The following is a 21,129-nucleotide window of genomic DNA, read 5'->3' on the forward strand; positions in this document are numbered from 1 at the left end:
GGACCAGTTGAGCGGATTCGCGTTTAAACTCTGCACTGAAATTTCTTTTTTTCATTGAGGCACCTGTAATGTTCTGAGGTGAGCATATCACCTCTGTTCAGGTGGCCAAATTCAGTAAACCACTACAGGTATGACTACATTTTCTATTGAGCATAAGATTTATCTCTTAGCTGATGAGTTTGGCTGCTCTGTGCTTTGACCTTGCCCCAAAATCCTGCGCCATTCAGAAACAGAATTCCGGCATGAGCTACACTCCCTGAACGGAGCCTGAACGGAGGTGGTGTCGATGAAAAAATCACGATTCACCGAAGAGCAGATTTTTTTGCCATGAAGCAGGCGCACTCTGAAAAATGACACGGAAATGTTACCACAGTGCGGTACACGCTGATTTGCGGATTTCCTGCTTCACCGGACAAAGCGCCGTCAGAGTAAAGCTGGTTCTTTGCCTGAACTCACTTCACAAATTTCCAGACGCCAGCCGGAATTTTGTCGTATAGCTTCCCCATTGTCAGTTCAGCCAGCCGATGATCCACGGCGGCATTAAAATGTTCAAGTTCAGAATCTGAAAGCGAATATTTATTTTTTCAATAACCTTCTCCAGAGTTTCCTCTGAAGTACAGCGCCTCAATCTTAAAATCCATTCTTGTTTAGTCATTTCTTCTCTGCCGGCTTAATTACTGTTTTAGTATTAAAATTTTTCAATCATTAGGGGGAGTCAACTGTTTTTTATTGATTACCATCAGGTCTATTAAAGAGTTTATAGATACTAAAGCACAACAGTGCAGAAATGCCATATATCCAGAGGATGGGTATTGCATTATAGAAATGCGTCAAATGGTGCCATCACTACGTATATGAAAAAAACATTTGATATATACATTATTTTTCCTGACAGATCATAACTATCAAGAGTGGAAAACTGAGATATGTAGATGATCCAGGTTGAAAATGCCAAAAAACACAGGGGTATATATGTCGTGACACATATGGAGACAGTCTTAAACTCTTTCATAATAACTTCCTTTTATAAATCATGGCTGCTTAACCGGAACTCATAATGGTTGAAACCTTTGCAATTCTCTGCTTATGTGAGGGTCATGAGCAAGCAGTTCTGTTTTTTTAACATTAATTATGTATACTGAAAAGTATGGTTAGATTACTCTAAGGTTTTTCGAAACCCAGAAAATAAATATATTTATACAGTACGGTTCAGTTTTATGAAAGCATAAGTGTACTGCATGGTTTATACTACTGGGAAAAATTGTTACTCTGCTCATGATGGTACATTACTTATTCTTATTTGGATGGCAAGCAGACGACGATATCCGGGCGGAGTTGCCTTACTTGAAAATCAACCTGCAGAGTCCGGCCATTACTACCGTGGTTCGGACTAAATACGGTCGCACACCGCAGAGGTGGTCAGAAGCCATCGCTGCCGGCTTGTATGAAGGATGTGAAGATGGAGAGTCTGGTTCCTGACGGCAATCCCATACTGCTTCCGGCGCTGGAGCAGTCAATTGTGGCGGCAGTGCTTGTTGACGAGAACGATTGTGTCCTTTTCTTCAACCAGGCTGCGGAGCAGCTTTGGGGGTACGAGCGTCACGAGGTCTTGGGCAAGAACATGCGCCCTCTGCTGCCGGAAAGCCTGCGCGGGGTTCATGACGGCTACGTGCGCAAGAACCGTGAGGGCGGGTTGCCCAAGGTTGCAGGCATAAGCCGTGAAGTTCTCATGGAACGCAAGGATGGCCAGCAGGTCTGGGTCATGTTCTCGCTATCGAAGATCGACGTTGAGGGGCGCATCCACTACCTGGCACTGGTGCGCGACGTATCCGATGAAGTTGCGATGCGTGAGCAAAACCGAATGCTACTGATTGCAGTCAACAATACTGACCGTCCGATGCTGGTCCTGAATGCAGAGCGACGGATCGCGCACGTCAATCATGCGTTCACCGAACTTTGGGGATATGAAATCGATGATGTTCTGGGGCGGGAGCCGTCTTCCTTCCTGACCAGCCCGAACATGCCCGCCGATGAATTCAGGCGTTTTCATTCCCGACCTTGGGGACAACAGCGATTGCAGGACGATGCCCTGATTGTTTCCAGGGATGGCAAGGAAACCTGGATTCGCGTATCCAGCACCCCTATAGCCCGTCATGGCAACGATGGCTTTCGCGGGTACTCCGTCGATGTAATCACCGATATCACAGAGGAACGGCAAATCCGTGGTCTGGAACGCGACGTTCTTACGGCGTTGACCAGCAGCATGTCGTTTGAGGAACTGGGTGATTATTTCTGCCGCAGGATCGAGTCGATCGCGTCGGGCGTGCTTGTCTCGGTCTGCCGCGTGGCGGAGCGCAAATTGCGGCCCTGGGCGGCGCCCAGCTTCCATGCATCCTATGGTCCGGATTGGGATGGTGTCGAAATAGGAGAAGGCGTGGCCGGTTGCGGGACCGCGGCGCATCGCGGTGAACCGGTGATGGTCTACGACATCGAGACTGATCCGCTGTGGGCGCCCTACAAGCATCTGATTTTGCCCTACGGCTATAAGGCTTGCTGGAGTTATCCGGTCAGGCGGCGCGATGGCAGTGTCGCTGGAACGTTTGCGTTCTACTTCCACCGGGGTGGCCAACCGGATATGCATCTTGAACGCATTGCGGATGCCAGTGTCCACCTGTGCGCTCTGGCGATCGAGCGGGAAGAGAACCAGCAGCGGGTCAACCAGCTGGTGCGGTACGACATCCTGACCGGCCTGCCGAACCGAAGCCTCCTGCGCCAGCATATCGACGAGTTGCTCCTGTCCAATCCTGATCATGAGATCGTTTTCTTTTATCTGGGCCTGGACCGCTTCAAGGACATCAACGACACGCTCGGACATTCGTCGGGGGACCTCGTGCTGGTGGATATTGGCAGTCGGTTGAAGTCCCATCTGGATGAGGGCCAGTTTCTCGCCCGTGTCGAGGGCGACATGTTTGTCCTGGTCGTGCCCGATTGCGATGTTCATCGGGCTGCACTGGTGGCCACGCACCTCCAGCGGGTCGCTGGCGAGCCGATGGAGATTTCCGGTTTCTCCCTGGACCCGACGGTCAGTATCGGCATCAGCCAGTACCCCGAAAGCAGCCGTGATCGCGATGATCTGCTGCGTAACGCCAAGAGTGCGATGGGCCAGGTGAAGGCGTCGGGCGGTGGCGAGTATCTGTTTTTCAGTGCCGGGATGAACGAGGTCGCCCGTGATCGTCTTTTGCTCGGGACGGCGCTGCGCCGGGCAATCGCCGGGGACTGCCTGCGGCTGGAATACCAGCCACAGGTTCGACCGGACAGCGGAGAGCTCTATGGGGTGGAAGCGCTGGCACGCTGGCGCGATCCGGAGTTCGGGGTTATCCCGCCGGGCAGGTTCATCAGCCTTGCCGAGGAAATCGGCGAGATCGAAGCCATCGGCAGATGGGTGCTGCGCGAGGCATGCAGGCAGATGGCCGCGTGGCGTGATGAGGGTGTGCAGGTGCCGGTCGTATCGGTGAACCTGTCTCCCCTCAGTTTCCGAGGTTCCGATTTGCTGGACTTCGTTGCCGGTCTTCTGCAGCAATATGCATTGCCCGGTGAATGCCTGACCATCGAGATCACCGAGAGCGCCGCTATGGCGCTGACTGCCGGCATGCTGGAGGTCATCCACGGCATCCGTGCGCTCGGTGTCGGCCTGTCGGTGGACGATTTCGGCACGGGCTTCTCCAGCCTCTCCAATCTGGCGAACCTGCCTGTCACCGAGGTCAAGATCGACCGTAGCTTCATCGACAAGTGCTTGCAGGAAAGTCGCCATCAATCTCTGGTGATGGCGGTGATTGGCATTGGGCAGAACCTGCATCTGACGGTCGTGGCAGAAGGCGTGGAAACCGAGGCGCAGCGTGAACTGCTCAAAGCCCATCATTGCCCTGTGCTCCAAGGTTACCTGTTCTCCCGCCCGCTGGCTCCGGCTGACATTCCTAACTGGATAAGAACTGCAGCCAATGCCCTGACTCGGGAGCATTCAGTTGGTTATTGAGCTGTTTTTAATAGTGTTTGTTCACTACTGGTTGACAAGGCCCGTTGTTTGACCCGCATTTTCGTCTGAATATCAAAATGGTGGGATGTCTGAGTAGAAATCAGTCCTGCTAGTTCCTCCGGTTCGATCCCGCCTGATGCCTGTAAATCGTAATTGTAATGACATTTGCGTTACGTTTATCTGTATGATTAATATCTAAGAGACAGGCCGGAGGATTGCACCATGCCAGCGATGAACAGTGCTTTTCTCAAGCGTTAAACGTTAAATTTACACATCAAATCTGCCGAACGCGATCTTATCGACCATGCGACGAAATCCAGAGAAAAAAACGGACTGATTTTGCCCTGGAGGCTGACGCGCTATCGCAGAAGACGTGCTGATTGAGTAGCGTATCCGGTGTCGCTATAAGCAATATCGGTGGCATCGAAGGCGCGCCAGCGAAATGCTGGAGCGAATCAGACAGCAGAACAAGACACTGTTTGCGCACTGGAAGTTCACGGTCAGGTAAGGTTGAATAACAGGAGCCGTATGAGGTGAGGGCTTCACGTACGGTTCTATGAGCGGCCGGAGGGGGAGGTTCCTTCTGGTCTACTCGACCGCCCGTCCCTGTGCTGTTGCCCGGTAATAAGAAAACGAAGACCGGGCGGCGGTGGGACGACCGCAACGCCGGGTTCGACGAGCTGTACCGCAATGGCCGGATACCGGAAGCCGCATGATGGGCTCACGCCCGATGCAAGATCCACGATGGGCACGTTCGCACTCCATCAGCCCTGACGGGTGAAGCCCTGAAACGTATCGGCGAGTTGTATGCCATCGAGGCGGAGATAAGGGAAATGCCGGCAGAGCTGCGCCTTGCCGAACCTCAGCAGAAAGCGAAACCTCTACTGAAATCCCTGGAAAGCTGGCTGCGTGAAAAGATGAAAACCTGTCGCGGCACTCAGAGCTGGCGAAGGCGTTCACGTACACACTGAACCAGTGGCCGGCACTGACGTACTATGCAGATGATGGCTGGGCTGAAGCCGACAATAACATAGCTGAAAATGTGCTGCGGATGGTCAGTCTGGGGAGAAAGAACTGGACCACGGTAGCGTTCTGTACAGCCTGTTTCAATTATAGGTCGCTTAAAGGTGCTGTTCATTCAGCGATGTTTTTATTTGCCATAAATCACCCGGCGGGGGCTTATCGAGACATGCGGATAACTGCTATTTATGCAATGCAATGGGAAAGGACATTAACGGACAATTGATGCCGATCCGCCGCTTGTTCCATCACGCAGAGATCCGCTTTCTTCGCATGAGGATGCATTTCAGCATAGATGTAGGTCTGACCCAGCCGCGTATACTTACCCTTCCCAAATGCATGGTATGGCAATAAATCAATGCCAGTGAAACTGGAACAATTGTGCGTCAAGGCATGAATAAGCGACATCATCTTTTCCGCCTGCTCAGGCGTGTCATTGACCTCCGGAATGACCGGAATGCGGATACGCAACGGAATGTTTACCTCCAGCAGGCGTTGCAGGTTTTGAAGAATGGGTTTGATGCTGGTGCCGGTATACCGAAGATGCCGTTCTGCATCCGCCAGCTTAAGGTCATACAACACCAGATTAGTCATTTGACAGGCTTCAGCCACCGCGGTCCAGGGGGCAAAACCGGCAGTTTCCACCGCCGTATGCAGACCTTCCTGCCGACAGAGCGTCAGCAATCCACGTGCAAAGCGTGACTGCAACGCCATTTCTCCACCAGAGAGAGTGAGACCACCACCGGAAGTGCGGTAATAAATCTCATCTGCGATGACCTTCTGATATACCTGCGCCACAGACTGCAGCGTAGATTCTCCGGTCAGACGGTTGACTTCGCCGCAATCTATGCCTTCAGGATTTGCACACCAGACACATTTCATCTGGCATCCCTTCAGGAAGACAACAGTTCTGATCCCCGGTCCATCATGGAGCGAGAAGCGCTGAATATTGAACACCCGCCCCATGATTGCTGAAAGATCAGACGTTCCGGAGCATTGTTCGGCTGATGATCTCATCCTGTACCTCCCTGCTAAGTTCAGTGAAGAATGCGCTATATCCCGCTACTCGGATCATCAGATTGCGCCAGGAATCGGGATCCTGCTGCGCTTTGCGCAATGTTTCGTTGTCGATGTAGCTGAACTGCATCTGAGCATTACCCAGCAGGCTGGCGGTGCGCAACAGAGTGATGATGCCCTGTTCTCCTTCGGGTGTATCCAGCATGCCGTACATCAGTTTGAAGTTATGTACCATGCCTATTTCCATTTCCTCGACGTTGATACGACTCACCGAATTGATGATGGCGGTAGGCCCGAGGTTATCGGTCTGTTGCGATGGGCTGATCCCATCTGCCAGCGGCTGTCCAGCCAGCCGGCCGCTTGGCAATGCTCCCGTGATAAGCCCAAAGGGGGTATTATTGGATATCGACAGCGTACCATGCGTGAACGGGCCATAAAGCATGCGGTAACGACGGTGCTCATATTCAGTGAAGCGGATCAGGTCTCTTGCGATCAGGTCCACTTCTTCAAGGTCATTACCGAATTTTGCGACAGACAGACAGGTCTGACGCAACTCGCCAGCATTCTGGAAGTTGTCACGCAATACCTGAGCCATCTCGGCCGGCGCAAGCCGCTGCTGCCGGTAAACGAGCTCGCGCATCGCCATCATTGAGTTAGCGTAATCTGCCATACCGGTCCAGATGAGCCCCGGCCCGTTATTGACCATAGCTCCACCATGCATCACATCTTGTCCCCGTTCCATACAGCCTTCAATGAGGCAGGATATCAATGGCTTGGGCGCATAGTCCCGGTGCAGCTTTTGCAGGATTAGCGTAGCGCGAGCAGCCTGATGAATGATATGACGCAACTGAGTGTGTACCGCGTATTCGAAAGCAGCGTAGTCCTTAAGCTCGGTGATATCCCCGGTAACGGGTCCAATCTGTACGCCAGCTTTACTGCATCCGTTATTAAATGCCAGTTCTATAGCGCTGGTAAATGTCGTGTAACCAGCGGAAGTCCACTGATAGATTTTGCCTGACTTTTGCGGCTCGACGCAGCCCATTAGGCAATAATCCCTGGCATCCTCATAATCGAACCCCTTGCGTAGCATCATTTTGATATGCGCATCGTCAAAGTGGCAGGCAGGGAAGCCGATACCTGCGCGAATGACATCCACGACTTTTCGTAAAAATAGTTGCGGTGTACGATTGTGAATGCGTACAGCCAGGCCTGGTTGGTATATTTTCAACTGGCGAGAACATTCCATGAAAATCAGAGATAACGGATTGGTGGCATCACCTCCCTCTCGTTTCTGACCACCAACAACAAGATTGATGAATGGCTGATACCCAGCGAAATACATAGATGTTTCCGCACTGCACACCCACAGCGATTCTGACATCTTGATTAGCCAGCAAGCGATCAGTTCATGTGCCTGCTCCTCAGTCAGATGGCCGCTGGACAGGTCAGCTTCCAGCCAGGGCCATAAGTACTGGTCAGCACGTCCGAGCGAAATGCCTGTCTGATTTTCCTCCAGCGTAAACAGCGACTGTATAAACCACACCGACTGCAGCGCCTCATGAAAATCCTGTGGTGGATATTCCGGTACGCGGCGACAAATAGCCGCCAGACGACGTAATTCTTCCTGACGTTGCGGATCATTAGTTTCTTGCGCCAGTTGCCATGCATAATCGGCGTATCGTGAAGCGTATTCTATAGCTCCATCACAGGTTTCAATTACCGCCAGATAGTAATCATATTTTTCCTGGCTTTGGTGGTCAGTGCCTTCCAGCGCATCAAGGGCATCCTGCGCCTGCTGGCGAATCCCCCCCATACCAAAGCGCAGCAGGATATTGTCGTATCCGGGACAGCTGTCTCCACCGCCATTCTGTGTTTTGATGCTTAAGTCGCAGATCCCTTCCTGATGACTCCATTCCCATAGACCTGCCTGCCTGAGACGCGTCTCAGCCATTTCATCGAGCGAACGTCCCTTCCAGAACGGCAGAATCTGCTCCCGCAGTTCCTTTTTATCTTCTTCTCTAATCAGGTACGGATCCTGGGCCCGGCTGGTCATAGTATCCAGTTCATCCGCCACCCACCGCCAGGCAATTTCCGGTGCGATCTCTCCACCACGCGGACTGCCAGCAGGATGGCTGATGATCAGCTCGTCCGGGGCGATCCAAAGGGGGGCTGTCTGGCAGGCCTGGCGAAATGCCCTGGCGCGAAGAAGTACTGGCGTCAGGCCTGGATAGCGGCGGTAAACTTCCGTTACGGCGCGAGCCCTGGAAATGGAAATGAACGGCTTCGCCTTCAGATAGTGCTCGCGCAAGGCTTGAACGCGTGAAGATAATGATTGTTGTGGAGCTATGTCATTCATCCGAAAATCCCCATAATCATGCAACCAGCAACAATTAAGCCCAGGCCGCTCATGCCGGCTCTGTCCGGCTTCTGTTGGTAGAAAATGAGCCCTGAAGCGGCGACGAGCAGAATGCCCAGACCACACCATAAGGCGTACGCCAGCCCAGGTCTGATGAGGACCATCGTTTGTGCCAGAGCGTAGAATGCCCCCAGATAGCTAAAAACCACTATCAGAGAGGGGACGACACGGGTAAAATTCTTTGTTTTGATGAGCAGGCTGGTGCCGATGACTTCAAATAAAACTGATATAAACAGCCAGAAAACAATAATTAAGACTGCCATCATGCCGATACCTCTCTGTCGCTGCTGGATAACAAATTGATAATCAGCACACCCGCGATGACCAGACTCATACCCGTGATCGTTCCCGTACTGAGCGTCTGATTGAAGATAAATGCATGAATCAAATTCGTAGCCAGAATGCCAATGCCGGACCACAAGGCATAAGCCACCCCCATATGTATGCGCTTCAGAGCGTGCGTCAGGCTGTAATATGAAACTACATAACCCAGCGTAGCGAATACAGCAGGAATGGCGCGAGTCACTCCTTCGGATAAGACCAGCATAAAAGTGGCGAAAATTTCAGTGATGATCGCCAGCGTCAGCCAGAGAAAGCAATTTGCTCGAGTCATAAATTTTCCGATTTAGTTGAATAATTAACCTTGCATCCCCACAATAATGGGGCCGATATTCAGTCAGAGAATGTCGATAAAATAACCACAGTGTCTGCACTCCCCCTCTGAATAAAAATAATCATCCTTGATGACAATACATTACCTGAGTTATTAATCGAATTATAGGGTCAAAAAAATAAACCATAAGACAACAGACCATCAGTAATAACTGTGCGTTTAAACATGTTTATGGCCTGTTAGTTTAATGTATGTGCATACGTTACAGCTCAGAAGGTGTTTTAATTTGGTTGTGTTTATGGGTGGTTTATACTGCCTTTGATAATATTCAATTATGATACATGAATATTGTTTACTGTTGACTTCATTATTGTCAAAAAAGATTTAACAATAGCAGGATACATGAGAGTTCAGGGTATCTTTACTTGCATCAAGATGTCATAATGCCCACGTGCTGGCTTAAAGAGAATAAATATCATGCGTAAACTAAGTGCTCTTTTGATCACATTTGTGATGACCGCCTGTGTATCGCTTCAACCGTATGGTAAGGATACTAAGGTAACACAGAGCTACTATTACAAGGATTCAACGAAGCCCAGAGCAGTGTACTCATGCATGCAGGATGAGCTTTTTTCTCAGGGGTACCTTCTGGAGTACGGAAAACTCAACAATAAGTTTGGCGTTAATCGTTTCGATGTGACGCGTAAGTCAGAAAATGTCGCCAGCCTTGAGATTAATACTGCTGGTTCATCCGTATCAAGCCAGGCATTTGTTAAAAATGATCGAGTTCGTAAAGATATTGATGCGGTTCAGTCATATTGCGTGAAAAATACAGGCCACAGCGCCTCGATAGTAGGGGCAGTTATTGAGGGATTATGGGAGGGGTTGAAATAAAACTCAGCTCATTTCATGAGTCCTGCCAGCAACCATAATGCTGGCACACATTACTTTTATGCAGACAAAGTAACGCCGGCCAAACATTCAGTCACATCAGGTTAGTGAATATTATTGGTGTTGTTTGCCTGTCAGACAGTACTGTCTGATAGTTGACGACTTAAAGTGAATGTCATACAGGCACGTAGAGTTTTCAATTGAACCAGATGCAGAGCACGTTCGCCATTAAAAACCTGACCGATTCTATATCATTTTTATTGAATAAACAGTAGGAGCATTCTATCAAAATCAGGTAATGATAATGCTCTGATTTAGAGAGTTATCCCCATCCTAGGGTTGTAGAATACTAAATGAATTATGTTCATTAACACCATTGCAATATAGTGGCTAACATACTATATGTGTAACGAGGGTTTGTAGTCAATGATTATATTGAGTGATGCCATTAATTATTCTGAGTGATGAAATCAATGTATAAAATAATTATCCCCTTAATTGTTTCTTTACTAATGAGTGTAGGTTGCAAAGGACCATCAGCTGGTTCCCAGTATTATATTAATTATGCTCTTACTGGACAGAAAATGTCTTCGTCATACGGCATTGTCACTGGGGTAAGGTATATAACTATCCACAACGATACTGGTTATAATATTATGGGGACAGTCAGTGGGGCTGCACTTGGCGGTATCGCCGGAAATGTTATTGGTAGTCAACGCCATGCAACAATGGGTGGCGCGGCAGCAGGAATATTAGTCGGACAGGCGATCCAGAGCCGGTTAGCTCGTAGCCATGTTGTTGAACTATTTATTAGACCAGATGACGGGCGTGATTTTGTTATTGTGCAGCCAACCAGAGGAGCTACTTTTTTTGTCGGACAGAGTGTGAATATCACGTATCGTAGAGGCCATATAGTTATTTTACCGAGGCAGGAGATGTCGGTTTTATAACCTATCACAGGGTGAACTACGGTTTTCAGACCATAGATGCCGATCGCCAGCACGAGCTGAATGCAGATCACCAGCCCCATCTTGAGCGGCGACAACGCCATGGGCAAAGCCTGGCGCATAACATCCATCGCGGGAATAACCATAATTCTCACATCGCACGACATTCGGTAAGGTCTTGTCGATCTGCCGCCGTAATCGGTATAGACGACGTCCTGGTTCAGGTTTTGTTGCCGCGGGCCAGCAATGACGCGGAACACGGAATCGTCCTATTCGGCCTTAGAGATGAAACCAGTCCAGTTCGCCAGGCGCGAAAGCAGATTGGGTCGACCTGAGCCAGCAGACAGGCGCGCAGTCCGGTTGAGTTATTCGACCAGCCAGTTCAGGTAACAGTGCCGCTCGGTACTTCGGTCAATCCAGCGTCACGATTGTCATCGTAGAGCTAGGATTCGCGAGCCGTGCTGGAGAAATATCCGCGTGTGTCGTCGAAGTAGTTGGAATCGCTCCAACTGATGTCCGCCATCAGCTCCTCACTGAGGTTTGGCTGGTTAATGAACAGCTTAGAACCCGTCTCCGGAGTTGCTGGCCGTGCTGATCCGCGAGCTGACCGGGAGGACGCAATGATACCCCTCCCGTCAGGCACCCGTATCTGGCTGGTCGCCGGAGCCATGGATATGCGTAAATCCTTCAACTGGCTGGGCGAACAGATACAACACGTTCTGGATGAGGAGCCCTTCTCCGGCCACCTGTTCATCTTCCGGGGACGCCGTGGCGATACCGTGAAGGTCCTCTGGGCCGATGCTGATGGTCTGTGCCTGTTCATCAAATGTCTGGCCTGCTGCACGCGACGGCAAAATCGCGAACACCTGCGCACAACTTGCCATGCTTCTCGATAAGCTGGACTGGCGTCAGCCAAAAACAGCACGCCTTAACTCACTGACAATGTTGTAAAAAGGACATGACCGCATTATGAATGTGGTCATGAGTCAGGACTATCTCGCCCGTATCGCTGTGCTGGAAGATGCGCTTCGCCAGAAAGACAGCCAGCTCAGCCTCGTTGCAGAGACTGAGTCGTTCCTGCGTTCGTCGCTGGCCCGCGCTGAAGAGAGTGTATCGCCTTAGGGTGGCGCTGCCGTAAGGCATTTCAATGTTAATAATAAGGACGTTGGAATGAGTTTTGCTGATTTACCTGTGCCTGACCGGAATATATGTCACACAATATTCCGCTATCTTCATGACGGGCATTTATCGAAGTCAGTCTTCAGGGAAGTATGAAGCTAACTGCAGAAAAAATGTGTATCACAATCGGTGCCGTCAGCCAGAAAATCCTTCATATTGAGGAACAGATGAGGAATAAATTATTCTCACGAAAGGGTAAAATCCTGAGGCTGAGTATTCCCGGCCTCAGCTTACGTGATGCGGTTGGGCGGGGATTAAAAGAGATAGAAAATGGCTGGGCAAAAATTGTTCCGCCGTTTCAGAATCAGCTGGTCATTTCAGCGCTGCCGGTGATTGCCTACACGAACACGTAGTATTCGATAGTTGACCCCGATTATTCCTGACAACCCTTATTTTATAATTTAAAAAAACAGCACAAGATAATTTATCTGCTTTATATTTAATAATACCCATGCGGAATTAAATTTATTGCACTAGGGCATCTTACTTTTGCTCTCTAGTAGTGCAAGACATCCGGAAAGTACTGGTCAAATCCGTTTTTTTAATGGCACCACTATTTCTTTATCTCTTTTTCACACAATGGAGAGGTAATAAACATGGATCCTGTATTAAGTCATTTTACGACCAGTCATGACGAATATCATACTGATGAAACTGCTTCAACATTTGGTATACTGCAGGCACTCCCTGGACACATCCCGTCAAAAGAAAACTATATTATCCCTGACGAAATAATTCAGGAATGGGTAAGTAATAAATATGATTTTTTGATTAAACAACTGACAGACAGGATCTCAAATAATACACCGCGGAGTCTCTCACGGGTCGGTCAGGACAATCCTTGAAACATATTCCCGGGATCAGTCGCTTGATTACAGCGAGTTTTACTGTCAGTTCATGAATAATATCTATACACCCCAGAAAGAAGATGGCGAGTTATTAAGACGGGTGATCCTGAATCAGGTGCTGCAGGCAGTTGCCAGATACGTTGCAGCCTATGAAAGCAATACTGCAGGTAAAAATACGACCGGTTTCGATGATGTATGTTCCCTGCTCCCGGAAACCCTGCGCATGTCGATACACCGTAAAGATGAGAAACACGGGCATTACTCTGTGCAGATATCGCCTTCCTCCTCCCGGGTCCCCTGGCATGGTGTGGCTGTTCTGGAACCAACACAAAACGGGTTCCTGCTGGATGTCCGTCTGGAAAGAGAGGTTCGCATAGCCGGATATACCGGAGTCAGTCCGACCGGACGTGAGCAGCCTCCCTTTTTTGGATTGGCCCCTATATTTCCATACACTTTTTATCACTTAACCCATTACTGGTTCGCCGCCGCAGATATTCCCGTGGGGAACGATATCCCAGTGCACTATGCGGATGCCATTCGTTGTAATGTTCGAAGGCCTCCGCAAGGTTCTTTACCGCTGTTAACCCGTCGGGCTTGGGCATGATGCTGATGTAATCGCGCTTCATCGTTTTCACGAAGCTCTCCGCCATCCCGTTGCTTTCCATTCTGGCGAACTGACGCGTCTGATGAGAACGGTAGGCTGAACCGTTGTCTGTCAGCCACTCAACGGGGGATGCCAGCAGGCTGTTACCGAAGCGACGCTCCACTGCACCCTGCATGACGTCCTGCACGGTTTCACTGTCATAGCCACCGGTACTGGCCGCCCAGTGCAGTGCCTCGCGATCGCAACAGTCCAGCGCGAACGTGACCCGCAGTTTTTCACCGTTATCACAGCTGAACTCGAAGCCGTCAGAGCACCACCGCTGGTTACTTTCTCCAACGGCCACTTTCCCTGTATGCGCCCGCTTCGAGGGCGGTATTGCCGGTTTTCGCTCAAGCAGCAGCGTATTCTGACGCATGATGCGGTATACACGTTTGGCATTGATCACCGCCATGTCGTCACTTTCTGATTGTCTGCGCAGCAGTGCCCATACCCGACGATAACCATAGGTGGGCAGATCGCCGATAACGGTATGGATACGGGCCAGCGCTTCAGTATCATCAGGCTTGCGCTTGCACCGACGGTCCTGCCAGTCCTTCGACCGACGGGCCATGGCATGCAGTTGCACACGCGAGACCCGGAGGCAACGACTGACAAGGCTTATTCGCCATCCTCCGGCAACAAGGGCACGTGCGCTATCCACTTTTTTTGTCGGCCATATTCAACGGCTTCTTTCAGCAGCTCGTTTTCCATGGTTTTTTTGCCCAGCAGGCGCTGTAACTCTTTAATTTGCTTCATTGCAGATGCCAGCTCCGACGCGGGAACAACCTGTTCACCAGCGGCAACGGCGGTGAGACTGCCTTCCTGATACTGCTTGCGCCACAGGAACAGCTGACTGGCAGCAACACCATGCTGCCGGGCGACCAGCGACACAGTCATACCAGGCTCAAAGCTCTGCTGAACAATGGCGATTTTTTCCTGAACGCTGCGGCGTCTGCGCTTCTCTGGACCTAAAACATCAATCATCCGGACTCCAACGACTAGTCTAAAAACTAGTATTAAGACTATCACTAACTTAAGTGATGCCAACTGTCTGGAGATTCATGGGGCCAGTCTAAAAATAAATACGATCATCGTAAATATATTATGGACACTTTTACTACTGTACCCAGGTGAGCTGAGAAATTCGCAGTGCGGCTTATTCATCTAGAATCAGGCTGGTCTCGAACAGATTTCCTGTTTCATCAAAACTAAACCAATATGCGTTATGACCCTGGTGACCCTGTGACCCTGGCCCAAATTCAGTGCAGTGCTAAATCAGAGATCCTCGTCTTTCTCCGGAGACTTCGGATGAATTCAGCCGGAGTCATGTCATTTAATGATGAATGCGTTCTCTCATGATTATATTCCCTGCGCCAGTTGTCGAGTTTGTCCTGCGCATCTTCCAGCGACAGGAACCAGTGAATGTTCAGGCATTCATCCCGCAGACTGCCATTAAATGACTCAATAAACGGGTTATCCGTTGGTTTTCCGGGGCGGGAGAAGTCCATTGTGACACCGTGCTCATACGCCCATTTATCCAGAATTTTCGAAATAAACTCGCTGCCGTTATCTGTCTGAATACGTACCGGCAGGCGCTTGCCCAGCACCCGCAACCCTTCCATCACACCGACCACATCCTCACCTTTCAGCGACTTTCCGGCATGGATCGCCACACACTCCCGACTAAAATTATCCACTACAGTCAGCGCCCGGAAACGTCGTCCGTTAAACAGGTTATCCGACACGAAATCCATACTCCAGCACTGATCGACACCGGTCAGGACCGGACGTTGCTGACGATGTGCTGCACTGACATGCCTGCGCGGGCGTTTTCTGCGCAGGTTGAGGCCTTCCAGACAGTAAATCCGGTGTGTTTTCTTGTGGTTAACAGGCCAGCCTTCCCGCCGCAGCTGAATATGAATACGCGGGCAACCGTAGCGGATCCGGGTTTCCGCTATTTCCCTGATACGCAGGGTTATCGCCCGATCATCCCGCCGGCTCTGCCAGTGGTAAACGGTTCTGCTCTGCATCAGCAGTCCGCATCCCCGTCGGACACTGATACGGTAAGCCTCCCGCAGAAAATGCACCGCCTGACGCTTCTGAGCCGGCCTCAGAACTTTTGTTTCAGTACCTCCTGCAGCATCTCCTTGTCCAGACTCAGGTCAGCCACCAGTTTCTTCAGCCGTTGATTTTCATCCTCCAGTTGCCGCAGACGCCGCAGTTCGGTCACGCCCAGACCGGCGAATTTCTTCTTCCAGTTATAAAAAGTGGCTTCAGAAATCCCCATCTTTCGGCAGACTTCCCCGACACGGGTGCCGGTTTCGGCCTGTTTCAGCGCAAACGCGATCTGTTCTTCGGTATAGCGGGTCTTTTTCATGGCGATGTGCCTCTCTGTGAGATGGAAGAAAGACCGGAGACTTCAGTTTAGTCTGGCACTGTTTTCAGGGAGGAGATCACTGTTGTTGATGTACTGATGCCGGCGTTATGTGAGACCACTGCCCCGCCCGAAATATCGACACCGTTACGCAGGGAGACGCGGCCGGTGGACAGACTGAACGAAAACGGGCGCAGGGTGTTCCACTGTCCGTCCTGCGCCTGGCCGCTGGCCGTGGTCAGGGCGTAGAAATCCCGACCATCGTTACGGAGAATGACGCCGGTATTGCCGTTTGAGAGCCGGAATCCGTTCGCGGCTTTTGACACAATTTCCTCGTCGCTGACGAGGCGCTTGCGCAGCGTGGTGAGGGATTTGAGTTCGGTGATGTCGTCGTTCACGCCATTCAGTACCAGGGCGTTTGTCTTCTGTTCAGCCATTGTGAGGTCCTTTTTCTGGTTGAGTGCAACAATAACTGTATATACATACAGTATTTATTTACCTTACTTCTCTTCAGCAGCCCTGTCAACAGATGAGACGCATTCGTATTTGCCAGTCGGGGTGTGCCGCTCTGCGGCACAGAAGGCGGTGCGAAAAAGTCAAAGAGGACGCAGAAGTCAGTCCGCCGAAGCCCGGCGCAGCCGGCAACGATTTGATAGGTTCTGCCAATCCCCATCCCCGCCCTGATAAGCCATACCCACAAATAACGCTTCAGGAGCTGCTGTACGCGGTCGGAGTGGTCCCGACAAGGCGTAGCCGTAGTCGGGGCGTATCTCCGCGTTAGCGCCGTTCAGGCGCTTACGAGCGTGTACCCGATAACTTACCGCAGTACGACCTGCAGCGATGAACAAGAGTAGTTACAACACCCATCATTAAAAGCGATGTCTTCCCCGGCCTTTGGCCGGGGGCGGCGGCGCTTTTCAGTGGTGGGGAGGGGCTCGGGGTTGCAGAACGGCGCCGGGGTTTGTTTTAAAAAGGGATTTATTGAATGATGTAACTAATGTGTGTGCTGGTTATATGCCCGCCGCTTGCCGGCGGGAGGTACTTCTGGATCTGAGCGGCGCGGGCGCTTGCGACCGCTGTTAGCGAAGGCCTCATTGAGACTGTCCACAGGACAGACGACGAACAGGTTTTCCTTTGAGACGAAAGAGATTCAGATCTTTAAAAGAAGTTCAGAGCAGGTATTTAAAGGGAACCATGCGCTCTGTAACCCCTGACGACAGGCACCCTGACAACATATCGGCTGTAGCCTTGTGAATAGTTCCCTTGCAGTTAAATGTGTATAAGTAAAATCAGGCCTAAACGCCGGCGTCCGGGCCCTGATATTTCATCCGCCACGAGAATTAATGAGGCACTGGCCGGTATGGCCATAAACGAAGTGGTCAGAAATCAGCCACGTCCGGGAGACGGACGTGCGAAAGTCTCCGGCGCCAGCCGGATAACAAAAATGAGAGGGTTATATAGGGTCGGGGTACGGCGCCAGGCGGGTATAGTTATTGCCCCGGGACAGCAGCATACGCTCAGTCACGCGTCGCTCAACCTCACGCTTCAGCGCATCATGATCGCCTCTGAAGCGGCCGGTAGAATATTCCCGGGTCAGCTGCTGACGAACACGCGTCTCGATGTCCTTACGCTGGCGTGAAGCATCCCGTCGGGCGGTCGCTCGCTTCTGCCCATGAGATTTACGCTCGCTCTGATAGCTGCGGAAACGCTCGCGTACAAATCGCCAGGATTTGGCGATCAGTTCATCCATTCCCAGTTGCGGCAGGCTTTGTTTTTTTCGTTGTTTGTTTTCCCATTCCACACGGCTACGACGTGCGGCCACGACAGCCACATCTGACACATCCAGAGCCTGGAAAAGAGCCGGCGTGAACGTCATATCCGTCGGGATGTTGCAGCCGATCTGCGGGTCATATTCCGTTGTATAGGTGATCAGACCCAGCTCGGACATAAACCGCAGCGCACGGGTCGCCCGCGAGATAGACAGGTTGCCACTGGCTGATTCCGTGGCCAGCCCGCACTCGATGGCCATATTGGTAATCGAGCGCTGTACTCGATTGGCCAGCGGATCATAATGAAAGCACATTGCCTGGAGAAGCGCGTCAATCGCACGCCGGCGAAGTACAGGAGGCATACGCCGACGCTTACCCAGTGAGCGGGCAAACGCAACATGGATTGAAAAATCAAAAGTGGAGGTAAAGCCTTCGGCTTTGGCCATCAGCTTACGACAAAACGGCAGTGTCTTTTTACCTTCACGCGCCAAAAAACGCGGTTCGGCATTTTTTACCTGAACGTAATGGAATGAATCTTTAGCATCCTGGTCAGTCACCGCTTCCTGCGCTTATGTTGCATGGAAGGAGTGAGCACAGAAGGTATTGAACTTTTCTGAGCATGAATCTATACTCCCTGCATAGAGCAACAGCTTCTATGCAGTTTAAGTAGGCCCCGGTAATCTTCTCTTCCGCCAAGTAGATAAAGATTATCGGGGTTTTTGCTTTCTGATTCTGGAAAAACCTTTCTACAGAACCAAGTTCCCTGCCACCTTACGGCGTGGCCAGCCATGAAAATCTAAACTTTCAGTAATCTAGCACCACCCTCTTATACAAGCAAGGTTGTTATCCCATAACGTTTTTTGACTCAGCATCCTGAATCAATTTGCTGAATAACTCGGCCTGGCTTAAGCCGCTTGATGCACACATTTCCAGAAATTTCGTTTTTAACTCGTTAGGAACAAGAATTTTAATTTCTTTGTGGGTTTCTCGCCTGCGTGCAACAAAATTCTGTTGCCGCTCAGAACCGCTCATTGGATGGCTTTTGCGCTGAGAGCGTTTTGAATTCTTTGAGGAAGAGATAACATCTTCTGGCTGTGGCATACCCACCTCTCCAGGTTACTGATTGAGTCTGAAAAGGAGAATACTACAACTCTTACATATCCTGCAAATCAATAACTTACTTTCAATTTGAAAGATAATCTTTCTAAAATTTTAACTGCGGATATTGGTGAAGACGAAATTACAAAATAAAAGATAACGCTGTTGGCGCAGCGCTACCTTTTAAGCGAGGATTCTCAGTAGTAACAGAGCATTTAATAAGTACTCCTCCAGTCCTCCCCCATCTCCCACCTGGATTGCCAGTGCTGCAGGTAGGTCTCAGCCAGGATGGGATAATCCCGGATAACCAGTGCATTTTCTGAGTTACTGCGCACGGCTGCGCGGGAGAAATTGAATGACCCAGTTTCCACGTTTCGACCGTCGGTGATGATGACCTTGTCATGCATGATTTTAAACTGGCTGACCGTACGCACAGGGATGCCGGCGTTGACCAGCAAATTCATCGCTGCCGCACCGGCGCTCCCTTTCGCGTTATTTGCTTTCCAGTCGAGTACCACTTTCACATCCACACCCCGCTGCTTCGCCTGAATCAGCGAACGGGACACTTCCGGGGACGTGAAGGCGTATCCCATCAACCTGATACTCTCCTGTGCGGCATCGATGGTGTTCAGTACCAGTTGCAGCGCCGAACCTTCCGGGGAAAATCCAGCCTGAACGGTTGGCTGGGCAACCACGCCGCCGGAGACCAGTAAACATACTGACAGAATTCCTGAAATGGCTGAATATTTCATATACGTTATTTCCCCTGCGCTTTATTGATTGCCTTCTGGAGATTCTCAGCCTCGATCATGCCTGAAAATACGGTCGTATTTTCTTCCGAAGCACCATTAACAGGCATAATAATGATGCCTGGCGTCCCCGTTAGGCCAATAGCTGTGGCTATTTTATTAATATCTTCCAGCGTACTGTTAATCGTATCGATTGTTTTGGCTTCAAACCTGGCACCCTCAGATACTTTATTGATGACATCTTTTGTTAGCTTCCCTTCATTAAGGCCGGTAGCATAAATACCATTGTGATATTTCAGATATGCATCAGCCCCTTTTTCTTTCCAGACCTGGAGCCCTGTCTTTGCGGCCAACAACGATTCAGACCAGCGACTACCAAACACGGGCCACTCCATGAAGTAGTAACGAACATGTGCATTGTTCTTCATCACTTTCTCCAGCTCCGGAGCCAGCCGACTACACCAGATACACTGATAATCAAAGAACTCGGCGACCATCACCGTTGCGTCAGAAGGACCATAAGACGGGATACTGTTATTCCCCTGAATGATCGACGCATAGGCTAATGCTGCCCTTTTCAGGCTGGCGGTTTGTTTCTCCTGCTGCTGTTCCTGCAGTTTCTCACTCATCTGAATCAGAATGTCGGGATGCGCACGCATATAATCAGCGGCTAATTCACCGATCCTTTCCTCCTGTGCCGGAGTAAATAAATCTGGCGTCATATTTTCTTGTGCGAAACTATTTGTTATTCCGCTGACAAATACAGCCGACATCAGTAATACCGATTTAAGTTTCATGTTTATTCCTTTAAAAACGGGTGATTTAAAAAACAACAATAACAACCCACCGAAGAATTTAAATCCTCTGGCAGGTCATTATGCAGTAAACAGATCGTTCTATTGGTGGGGGGATATTTTAAACAACGTTATTCTGTTTTCGGACCGTCTGTCGGTGCTGACGGATCATACGTTCACGGGCATATTCCGCCTCTTCTTCAGAGACCGTCGCGACGATTTGCCCATGAATATCATACCGCGGCGCGCCGGGTTGCATAACAGACAGATAAAGGTCCGATCGTGTCAGGCTTTTAAGGCACTTAATGACCTGCTTATGAGAGAGTGGCAGGTCCCGCTGCGCAATATCGGCAAACAGCTGCTCTCGCATCCCCGTCGCCAGCAGACGCGGCGAGTCACCGTCAAACAGTTGTGGCCAGAACGCTTTCAGGGTCATGCTGGCCTGGTCCGGCGGCAGTAAACGAAGATAACGTACCGGGGGGGGGGGCCTGACCGCTTTCACAGCCTCCGGTGCTGGCTGGCTGGCGGCGGCTTCAGCAGCCTGTTTAGCCTGTGCCAGCTTTTCTTTCTTCAGCTTCCAGGCCGGAGGCGTCGTGACTACCACCACTTTTTTTCGCCGTACCACACCAGGCGTGTCAACGGACCCGGCCGCTGCGGTATCCGCTGCCGGCTTTCTTTTCAGACTCAGTACAGGGCGTTTTTCTTCAGTCATAGTTTCGTTTTACTATCCTGCCAGGA

Annotated in this window: 18 protein-coding genes and 4 pseudogenes; 8 read left to right on the forward strand and 14 right to left on the reverse strand. The window is 50.6% G+C overall.

The annotated features are described in order from the left end of the window. Window positions 1–452: 452 nt before the first annotated feature. Window positions 453–655 (reverse strand): annotated as a pseudogene (gene hha, locus GO007_RS24675) (hemolysin expression modulator Hha). A gap of 804 nt (window positions 656–1,459) precedes the next feature. Between hha and dosP the strand changes: the two are divergent. Continuing rightward, window positions 1,460–4,033, forward strand: coding sequence for an oxygen-sensing cyclic-di-GMP phosphodiesterase DosP (gene dosP / locus GO007_RS24680; RefSeq protein ID WP_189339917.1), 2,574 nt, complete (start codon window positions 1,460–1,462; stop codon window positions 4,031–4,033). A 596-nt stretch (window positions 4,034–4,629) separates the two neighbouring features. Then, window positions 4,630–5,111, forward strand: a pseudogene (locus GO007_RS24685) (IS66 family transposase); the annotation flags it as partial. 128 nt (window positions 5,112–5,239) lie between these two features. On the opposite strand, the gene GO007_RS24690 reads toward GO007_RS24685, so the two are convergent. The 4 genes from GO007_RS24690 to GO007_RS24705 are packed head-to-tail and all read right to left on the reverse strand — an operon-like array spanning window position 5,240 to window position 9,099. Beyond that, window positions 5,240–6,070 carry a glycyl-radical enzyme activating protein gene (locus GO007_RS24690; RefSeq protein ID WP_095104569.1) on the reverse strand — a complete coding sequence of 277 codons (831 nt, stop codon included), beginning with the start codon at window positions 6,068–6,070 and terminating at the stop codon, window positions 5,240–5,242. Continuing rightward, complete coding sequence (gene cutC / locus GO007_RS24695) at window positions 6,033–8,426, reverse strand: choline trimethylamine-lyase (RefSeq protein WP_095104571.1); 2,394 nt, start codon at window positions 8,424–8,426, stop codon at window positions 6,033–6,035. The genes GO007_RS24690 and cutC overlap by 38 nt, the downstream gene beginning before the upstream one ends. Next, the gene (locus GO007_RS24700) at window positions 8,423–8,752 is read right to left on the reverse strand and encodes a DMT family transporter (RefSeq protein ID WP_095104573.1); all 330 of its coding nucleotides are present in this window, start codon (window positions 8,750–8,752) and stop codon (window positions 8,423–8,425) included. The genes cutC and GO007_RS24700 overlap by 4 nt, the downstream gene beginning before the upstream one ends. Next, the gene (locus GO007_RS24705; protein ID WP_095104575.1) at window positions 8,749–9,099 is read right to left on the reverse strand and encodes a DMT family transporter; all 351 of its coding nucleotides are present in this window, start codon (window positions 9,097–9,099) and stop codon (window positions 8,749–8,751) included. Before GO007_RS24705 ends, GO007_RS24700 begins: the two co-directional genes overlap by 4 nt. Window positions 9,100–9,576: 477 nt before the next feature. On the opposite strand from GO007_RS24705, the gene GO007_RS24710 reads away from it, so the two are divergent. The 6 genes and pseudogenes from GO007_RS24710 (at window position 9,577) to GO007_RS24735 (ending at window position 12,961) form a co-directional block, all read left to right on the forward strand. Continuing rightward, window positions 9,577–9,993 carry a hypothetical protein gene (locus GO007_RS24710; RefSeq protein WP_095104577.1) on the forward strand — a complete coding sequence of 139 codons (417 nt, stop codon included), beginning with the start codon at window positions 9,577–9,579 and terminating at the stop codon, window positions 9,991–9,993. 470 nt (window positions 9,994–10,463) lie between these two features. Continuing rightward, a complete protein-coding gene (locus GO007_RS24715; RefSeq protein ID WP_143350198.1) occupies window positions 10,464–10,940 on the forward strand; it encodes an outer membrane lipoprotein in 477 nt (158 codons plus the stop codon). A gap of 617 nt (window positions 10,941–11,557) precedes the next feature. After that, a pseudogene (gene tnpB / locus GO007_RS24720) lies at window positions 11,558–11,888 on the forward strand (IS66 family insertion sequence element accessory protein TnpB). An 18-nt stretch (window positions 11,889–11,906) separates the two neighbouring features. After that, a complete protein-coding gene (locus tag GO007_RS24725) occupies window positions 11,907–12,059 on the forward strand; it encodes a hypothetical protein (RefSeq protein WP_157349370.1) in 153 nt (50 codons plus the stop codon). Between the two features lie 125 nt (window positions 12,060–12,184). Then, window positions 12,185–12,469, forward strand: a complete 285-nt coding sequence (locus GO007_RS24730) for a LysR family transcriptional regulator (protein ID WP_223261829.1) — start codon at window positions 12,185–12,187, stop codon at window positions 12,467–12,469. Window positions 12,470–12,712: 243 nt separating this feature from the next. Next, window positions 12,713–12,961 carry a hypothetical protein gene (locus GO007_RS24735; RefSeq protein ID WP_095104581.1) on the forward strand — a complete coding sequence of 83 codons (249 nt, stop codon included), beginning with the start codon at window positions 12,713–12,715 and terminating at the stop codon, window positions 12,959–12,961. Window positions 12,962–13,401: 440 nt separating this feature from the next. Here GO007_RS24735 and GO007_RS24745 read toward each other — a convergent pair. From GO007_RS24745 to GO007_RS24785, 9 genes and pseudogenes are all read right to left on the reverse strand, one after another. Continuing rightward, window positions 13,402–14,591, reverse strand: a protein-coding gene (locus GO007_RS24745) for an IS3 family transposase (protein WP_157349371.1) whose coding sequence is annotated in 2 segments (ribosomal slippage) — window positions 13,402–14,276 and window positions 14,276–14,591 — 1,191 coding nt in all. Because the reading frame shifts where the segments join, the coding sequence is not laid out codon by codon here. 275 nt (window positions 14,592–14,866) lie between these two features. Then, window positions 14,867–15,984 (reverse strand): IS3 family transposase gene (locus tag GO007_RS24750; protein ID WP_095104585.1). Its coding sequence is split into 2 segments (ribosomal slippage): window positions 14,867–15,729 and window positions 15,729–15,984, totalling 1,119 coding nucleotides; the frame shifts between segments, so codons are not numbered across the junction. Window positions 15,985–16,064: 80 nt separating this feature from the next. Beyond that, window positions 16,065–16,418: pseudogene (locus GO007_RS24755) on the reverse strand (phage tail fiber protein); the annotation flags it as partial. 1,016 nt (window positions 16,419–17,434) lie between these two features. Next, complete coding sequence (gene repA, locus GO007_RS24760) at window positions 17,435–18,307, reverse strand: incFII family plasmid replication initiator RepA (protein WP_095104587.1); 873 nt, start codon at window positions 18,305–18,307, stop codon at window positions 17,435–17,437. Continuing rightward, window positions 18,300–18,371 (reverse strand): RepA leader peptide Tap, encoded by a 72-nt coding sequence (gene tap / locus GO007_RS24765; protein WP_142469928.1) that lies wholly within the window; start codon window positions 18,369–18,371, stop codon window positions 18,300–18,302. Before tap ends, repA (GO007_RS24760) begins: the two co-directional genes overlap by 8 nt. A 222-nt stretch (window positions 18,372–18,593) precedes the next feature. Next, window positions 18,594–18,851, reverse strand: coding sequence for a replication regulatory protein RepA (gene repA / locus GO007_RS24770; protein ID WP_095104591.1), 258 nt, complete (start codon window positions 18,849–18,851; stop codon window positions 18,594–18,596). Between the two features lie 212 nt (window positions 18,852–19,063). Continuing rightward, a complete protein-coding gene (locus tag GO007_RS24775) occupies window positions 19,064–19,600 on the reverse strand; it encodes a phospholipase D family nuclease (RefSeq protein WP_095104593.1) in 537 nt (178 codons plus the stop codon). A 5-nt stretch (window positions 19,601–19,605) separates the two neighbouring features. After that, entirely contained in the window at window positions 19,606–20,394 is a 789-nt protein-coding gene (locus GO007_RS24780; RefSeq protein WP_095104595.1) for a DsbA family protein, read from the reverse strand. A 118-nt stretch (window positions 20,395–20,512) separates the two neighbouring features. Beyond that, a complete protein-coding gene (locus GO007_RS24785; protein WP_095104597.1) occupies window positions 20,513–21,103 on the reverse strand; it encodes a fertility inhibition protein FinO in 591 nt (196 codons plus the stop codon). Window positions 21,104–21,129: the final 26 nt, after the last annotated feature.

Source organism: Klebsiella sp. 10-1, assembly GCF_009758445.1.
In the GTDB taxonomy this organism is placed as follows: domain Bacteria; phylum Pseudomonadota; class Gammaproteobacteria; order Enterobacterales; family Enterobacteriaceae; genus Klebsiella; species Klebsiella scottii.